The organism is Mycobacterium sp. E3298, from assembly GCF_001666895.1.
GTDB lineage: Bacteria > Actinomycetota > Actinomycetes > Mycobacteriales > Mycobacteriaceae > Mycobacterium.
The window spans coordinates 1-4,998 of the sequence record NZ_LZJB01000468.1 but is presented as its reverse complement, the minus strand read 5'-3'; the positions used below and the strand labels follow the sequence as shown (position 1 = coordinate 4,998).

General features: G+C 71.0%; 5 protein-coding genes. 1 reads left to right on the top strand and 4 read right to left on the bottom strand.

Going from position 1 to position 4,998, the window contains the following annotated elements; translation table 11 throughout:
• From A9X05_RS21595 to A9X05_RS21585, 3 genes are all read right to left on the bottom strand, one after another.
• On the bottom strand, positions 1-427 hold a 427-nt coding region (locus A9X05_RS21595), incomplete at its 3' end, for a VWA domain-containing protein (protein ID WP_156736891.1).
• A gap of 41 nt (positions 428-468) precedes the next feature.
• Complete coding sequence (locus A9X05_RS21590) at positions 469-1,764, bottom strand: primosomal protein (RefSeq protein WP_067783976.1); 1,296 nt, start codon at positions 1,762-1,764, stop codon at positions 469-471.
• 54 nt (positions 1,765-1,818) lie between these two features.
• A complete protein-coding gene (locus A9X05_RS21585) occupies positions 1,819-2,697 on the bottom strand; it encodes an alkaline phosphatase family protein (protein WP_067783978.1) in 879 nt (292 codons plus the stop codon).
• A gap of 116 nt (positions 2,698-2,813) precedes the next feature.
• Between A9X05_RS21585 and upp the strand changes: the two genes are divergently transcribed.
• Positions 2,814-3,437: a uracil phosphoribosyltransferase gene (gene upp / locus A9X05_RS21580; protein ID WP_067783975.1), complete on the top strand. Its 624-nt coding sequence runs from the start codon at positions 2,814-2,816 to the stop codon at positions 3,435-3,437.
• Between the two features lie 3 nt (positions 3,438-3,440).
• Here the strand turns inward: upp and A9X05_RS21575 are convergent.
• A partial coding sequence (locus tag A9X05_RS21575; protein WP_156736887.1) for a phospho-sugar mutase occupies positions 3,441-4,998 on the bottom strand: 1,558 nt, incomplete at its 5' end.

The window sequence follows — 4,998 nt, the reverse complement described above, 5'->3', positions numbered from 1 at the left end:
GCGACGCGTTGGCCGCGAATTCCACCAGCCCCAGGTTGATGGCCGGCGTCAGCTCGTCGGCGAACTGCTTGCCGGCCACCTTGGCGGCGGTCAGCCGGTCGGGGGGGACGTCGGTCGCCCGCATCGACTGCGACATGTCGATGACCAGCACGACGACAGCCCGGTTGCGGGGGATACGCATGTCGTGGGTGGGGGTGGCCAGCGCGATGGTCAACAGGATCAGGCTGAGCAGCGCCACCGCGATCGGAAGGTGCCGCCTCGGCGACTGCGGCACGGCCTCCTCGGTGAACCGGCGCAGCCGGCGCCGGCGGCGGGCCTGGACCAGGATGTAGACCGCCAACAAGCCCAGCGGCAGCAAACCGAACACGAGCATGCCCGGGCGCTGAAAGCCGTACAGGGGCAACGGGCCTATCCCGGGAAGCGACACCCGCCAGTAAAGAGGAGACTTCCGGGCCCGTCAAACGGGGGCTACTCCCTGCGCAGCCGCCCGTCGACGAACTGCTCCAGGTTCTCCCACTCCCGCACCGCCGCCGCGTATGGCGCCGACGGCTTGCCGACCGAGCCGGGCTCGAGCACGTAGGCCACCAGCTTGCCCAGCGGGCGCCCCGTCTCGAGCGCCTTATCGACCGTGCCCTCCTCCGAGTAGTCGCCGATGTCGCGGAGCAGCTCGACGGCCAGGTCCAGCTGGTCGCGGTCCACGGCGTCCGGCCCGTCGGCGATGTCATCGGCCAGCCCGCTGAGCACGTAGATGTTGTCCTCGGTGACCTTGACCTCCAGCGAGCCGTCGGTGGCCGCGGTGCGGATGTCGTCGTAGGTGCTCAGGTCGGCAAGGTCGTGGTCGTGCTCGTCGGCGAGGTAGCGGGCCAGCGCCCGCTCGGAGGTGAACACGCTGATGCGCCCGTTGCGGCCCAGGAAGATCGGGCGGTCGTCCAGGTAGCACCGCAGCGTGTAGAAGGTGCCCGAACTCGTCATGATCCGAATCGGGTCGATGCCCACCTGCTGCCAGAAATCCTCGTCGCTGCCCAGGATCACGGTGTCGCCGGCCGCGCGGGGCTCCTCGTCGGCCTCGACGTCATCCTCCAGGGCCTCCTCGGCCTCGTCGGCCTCGTCCGCGGCCTCCTCCGCCTCCGCGCCGGCCTCGGTGTCTTCGGCCTCGTCTTCCTCCGGCTCCTCGGCCAGCTCGTCGGCCGCCTTGGCCGACAGCTTCTCGTCCACCTCGGGGGTGGTCACGATGCCCTCGATCGCGCCCAGCACGTCGTCCCAGCCCCGGCCGATAATCTCGCCGATCGCGTTCCAGCGTTTGAGGCCGGCCTTGCCCGCGAAGTGGTCGATCCCGCCCGACACGGTGCCCAGCGTCGGGTTGCCGTTGAAGAATTTCGACACCGCCGGGAGCTCGCACACCGACCCGATGGACGAGACGAGCGACAGCGTGCGGGCCAGCCCGGTCACCGAGTCCTCGGTGGGCTTCTCCGACACCAGCTCCTCGACCGCGACCAGATCGAATTGCTTGTCCCCGGCCGGCGCGAACTTGTGCGCGTGCGCCGATGTCAGGTCCTTCCACGCCGGGTGATCGACCAGGTCGTTGTCGGTGTCGGAGCGCACGAACGCGACCAGGTCGGCGACGCTTTCGAAGACGTACAGGTCCTCGTCCTTGCCGAGGAAGGCCTCCCACTCGTCGCCGGCGTCGCGCCAGCGGGGCGCCCACATGGTGTAGCGGTCGCCGTCGGACAGGCTCAGGCGGATGGGCACGAGGTCAGCAGCCATGCGGCACACAATAGCGACGGCGGCCGAAGACGCGGGCCATCGGGCCATCGGGTTCTAGCCCCAGATATCGGCGATCGGCGGCGCGCCGGCCGCGTATCCGGTCTTGGGCAGCCCGTACATCTGCTCGATCGTGGAGAGCAGGTTGTAGTGGTTGATCCGCTCGGCGTAGTTGCCGGGGACCACGTGCGCGCCGTAGAAGATGGTCGGGATCTGGTTGCGGCTGGAATTGTCGTCCTCGTCCCACGTCACGATCAGCAGGCTGTTGTTGGCCACCGCCCAGTTGGCGTAACCCGACAGCTCGCGGTTGAGCCAGGTGTCGGCCTGCGCGATCGACCCGTCGTGCATGTTGTCGTCGTTGTTGGGGATGACGAACGACACGGTGGGCAGGCTCGCGTAATTGCCCATCGGGAACGCGGAGAACGGCAGGGAGTTCGCCGGCGGCACGTTGGTGAAATTGGCCCAGGGCACGTGCTTGCGCGCGTACTTGCCTGCGGTGCAGGCCGGCGAGCCGACCGCGGGCAGGCCTTCGGCGAAACCGGCGAACGTGTAGCCCGCGGCGAGCAATTCCGAACCCAGGTTGGGGGCGTCGCCCGCGTTGACCGGGCACCGGTCGCTGGTAACGCCGAAGGTGCTGCCGGCGAACATCGCCAGGTAATTCGGCTCGCTGGGGTGGGTTTCGGCGAACGACTGCACCATGTTGGCGCCGCTGGCGGCCAGGGCGGTGATGAAGGGCGCCGACTTGTTGCCGATGATGTTGGCTTCGGAGCGGTTCTCCTCCACCACGATCACGATGTGCGCGGGCTGCGGAATCGCCGCCGCCACAAGGCCGATGCGCGCGCTCAGCGGGCCGGCCGCGAGCCCCACCAGCGCGACCGCGCAGAGCAGGTGCAGGATGCGAAATGCCCTGCCGGTCAACCCCGTTGAACCCCTCATTCCGCCCGGCATCACGGGAGCATAGGGTGACGCGAGCCACGGGCCGCGCCGACGCGGCCGGTTTCGGCGGGGCGTTTAACGAAAAGCGGCCGGATTGTTATATAGGGTCGAACACCGTGGAGGTGCGCGTTGTCGATCACCCGCTGGCGGTCGCCCGGCTGACGACGATGCGCGACGAACGCACCGCCGACGACGGCTTCCGGGCGGCGCTGCGCGACGTGACCGCGATGCTGGTCTACGAGGCCACCCGGGACGCGCCCCGCGAGACCTTCGGAATCCGCACACCGGTGGGCGAAACGCTGGGGGTGCGGCTGGCCAAGCCGCCCCTGCTGGTGCCGGTGCTGCGGGCCGGACTGGGCATGGTCGACCAGGCGCTCGCGCTGTTGCCGCAAGCCCGGGTCGGATTCGTCGGCGTGGCCCGTAACGAGGAAACCCACCGGCCCACAGGTTATTTCGAGTCGCTGCCCGACGAGCTGGCCGGCCTGCCGGTGCTGGTGCTCGACCCGATGCTGGCCACCGGTGGGTCGCTGAAGTACACCGTCGGCCTGCTGCTCGAGCGCGGCGCCACCGACATCACGGTGCTGTGCGCGGTGGCCGCCCCGGAAGGCGTTGCCGCGCTTGGGGAAACGGTGCCCACGGCCCGGCTTTTCACCGTGGCCGTCGATGACGGGCTCAACGAGAACGCCTACATCGTCCCCGGCCTCGGCGATGCCGGGGACCGCCAGTATGGTCCTCGCTAGCTGCTAGAAGCTTCGCGCCACCGACATCAGCTCGTCGCGCAACGCGCCGGCGCGCCGGCGGGCGTCGTCCAGGCCGCCGGCCACGGCGCAACGAACCTCGATGTAGCACTTCAACTTCGGCTCGGTGCCGGACGGTCGCACCACCAGTCTGACCGACGTGCCGTCGTCGCCGCCGGTGAGGATCACCGCGTCGGTGATGTCGGTGAGCGTTGCGGTGAACCCGGCCAGCGTTCCCGGTGGCGCGGCCCGCAGCCGACGCATCAACTCGCCCGCCTCGGCGGTGCCGTCGACACGGCGGGACACCGCGGCGACGTCGTGCACGCCGTACCGCCGGGCGAGGTCGTCGAGCGCGTCACCCACCGAACGGCCCCGGTCCTTCAGCGTGGCCACCAGGTCGCACACCAGCACGGCCGCGCTGATGCCGTCCTTGTCCCGCACGGCGTCCGGGTCGACGCAGTGCCCGATCGCCTCCTCATAGGCGTAGACCAGCGTGCCGCCGGGCACGCCCGCGTCGGCGCGCGCCAGCCACTTGAAACCGGTGAGAGTCTCGACGTGGGTGGCCCCGTAGCGGTGCGCGATCGCCGCCAGCATCCGCGACGACACCACGGAGCTGGCCACCACCGCCGCCCGGGGGTCGGTGCTCCGCGACAGGATGTAATCGCCGAGCAGCCAACCGGTTTCGTCCCCGGACAGCATCCGCCAGCCCGACGCGGTGGGGATGGCGACCGCGCACCGGTCGGCGTCGGGATCCAGCGCGATCGCGACGTCGGCCGTGACGTCGGCGGCCAGGGCGAGCAACGCGTCGGTGGCGCCGGGCTCCTCGGGGTTGGGGAAGGCGACGGTGGGGAAGTCGGGGTCCGGCGCGAACTGCGCGCCCACCGTGTGCACCCGATCGAAGCCGGCGCGCTGCAACGCCGCCACGGCCACGGCGCCACCGACCCCGTGCAGCGGCGTCAGCGCCACCCGCGCCGTCCCGGTGCCGCGCCGCACCGCCGCGGCGCGGGCGACGTAGCGCTCGACCACATCGGTGCCGGTGGGCTGCACCGGCGCCCTGGCGATTTCGTCGGCCGGGGGCGCTCCGGCCATCGCCGTCTCGATCTCGCGGTCGGTGGGGGAGACGATCTGGATGCCGCCGTCGGCGTAGACCTTGTAGCCGTTGTCGGCCGGCGGGTTGTGCGACGCGGTGATCTGGATGCCGGCGGCGGCGCCGGTGCGGCGCACCGCGAACGCGACCACCGGCGTCGGCACCGGGCCGGGTAGCAATTGAACGGAGAAGCCTTGGGCGGCAAGCACTTCGGCGGTGACGGTGGCGAAGACGGCGGAGCCGTGCCGGGAGTCGCGCCCGACGATTACCGGCGCGCCGGCCAGGCCGCGGCCGCGCAGCACCTGCGCCACCGCCCAGGTGGCACGCGACACCACCGCCACATTCATGGCGTCCGGCCCGCCGCGGACCGGACCGCGCAGGCCCGCGGTGCCGAACCTGAGCGGCCGCGCGAAACGCGCCGCCAGCTCGTCGGGCGCGCACGCGGCCAGCTCGGCGGCCGTCGCCGGGTCGGGATCG

Coding starts and splice junctions, on each gene's coding strand:
- A9X05_RS21585 (WP_067783978.1), bottom strand. CDS start 2,697: ATGAGGGGTTCAACGGGGTTGACCGGCAGGGCATTTCGCATCCTGCAC.
- A9X05_RS21590 (WP_067783976.1), bottom strand. CDS start 1,764: ATGGCTGCTGACCTCGTGCCCATCCGCCTGAGCCTGTCCGACGGCGAC.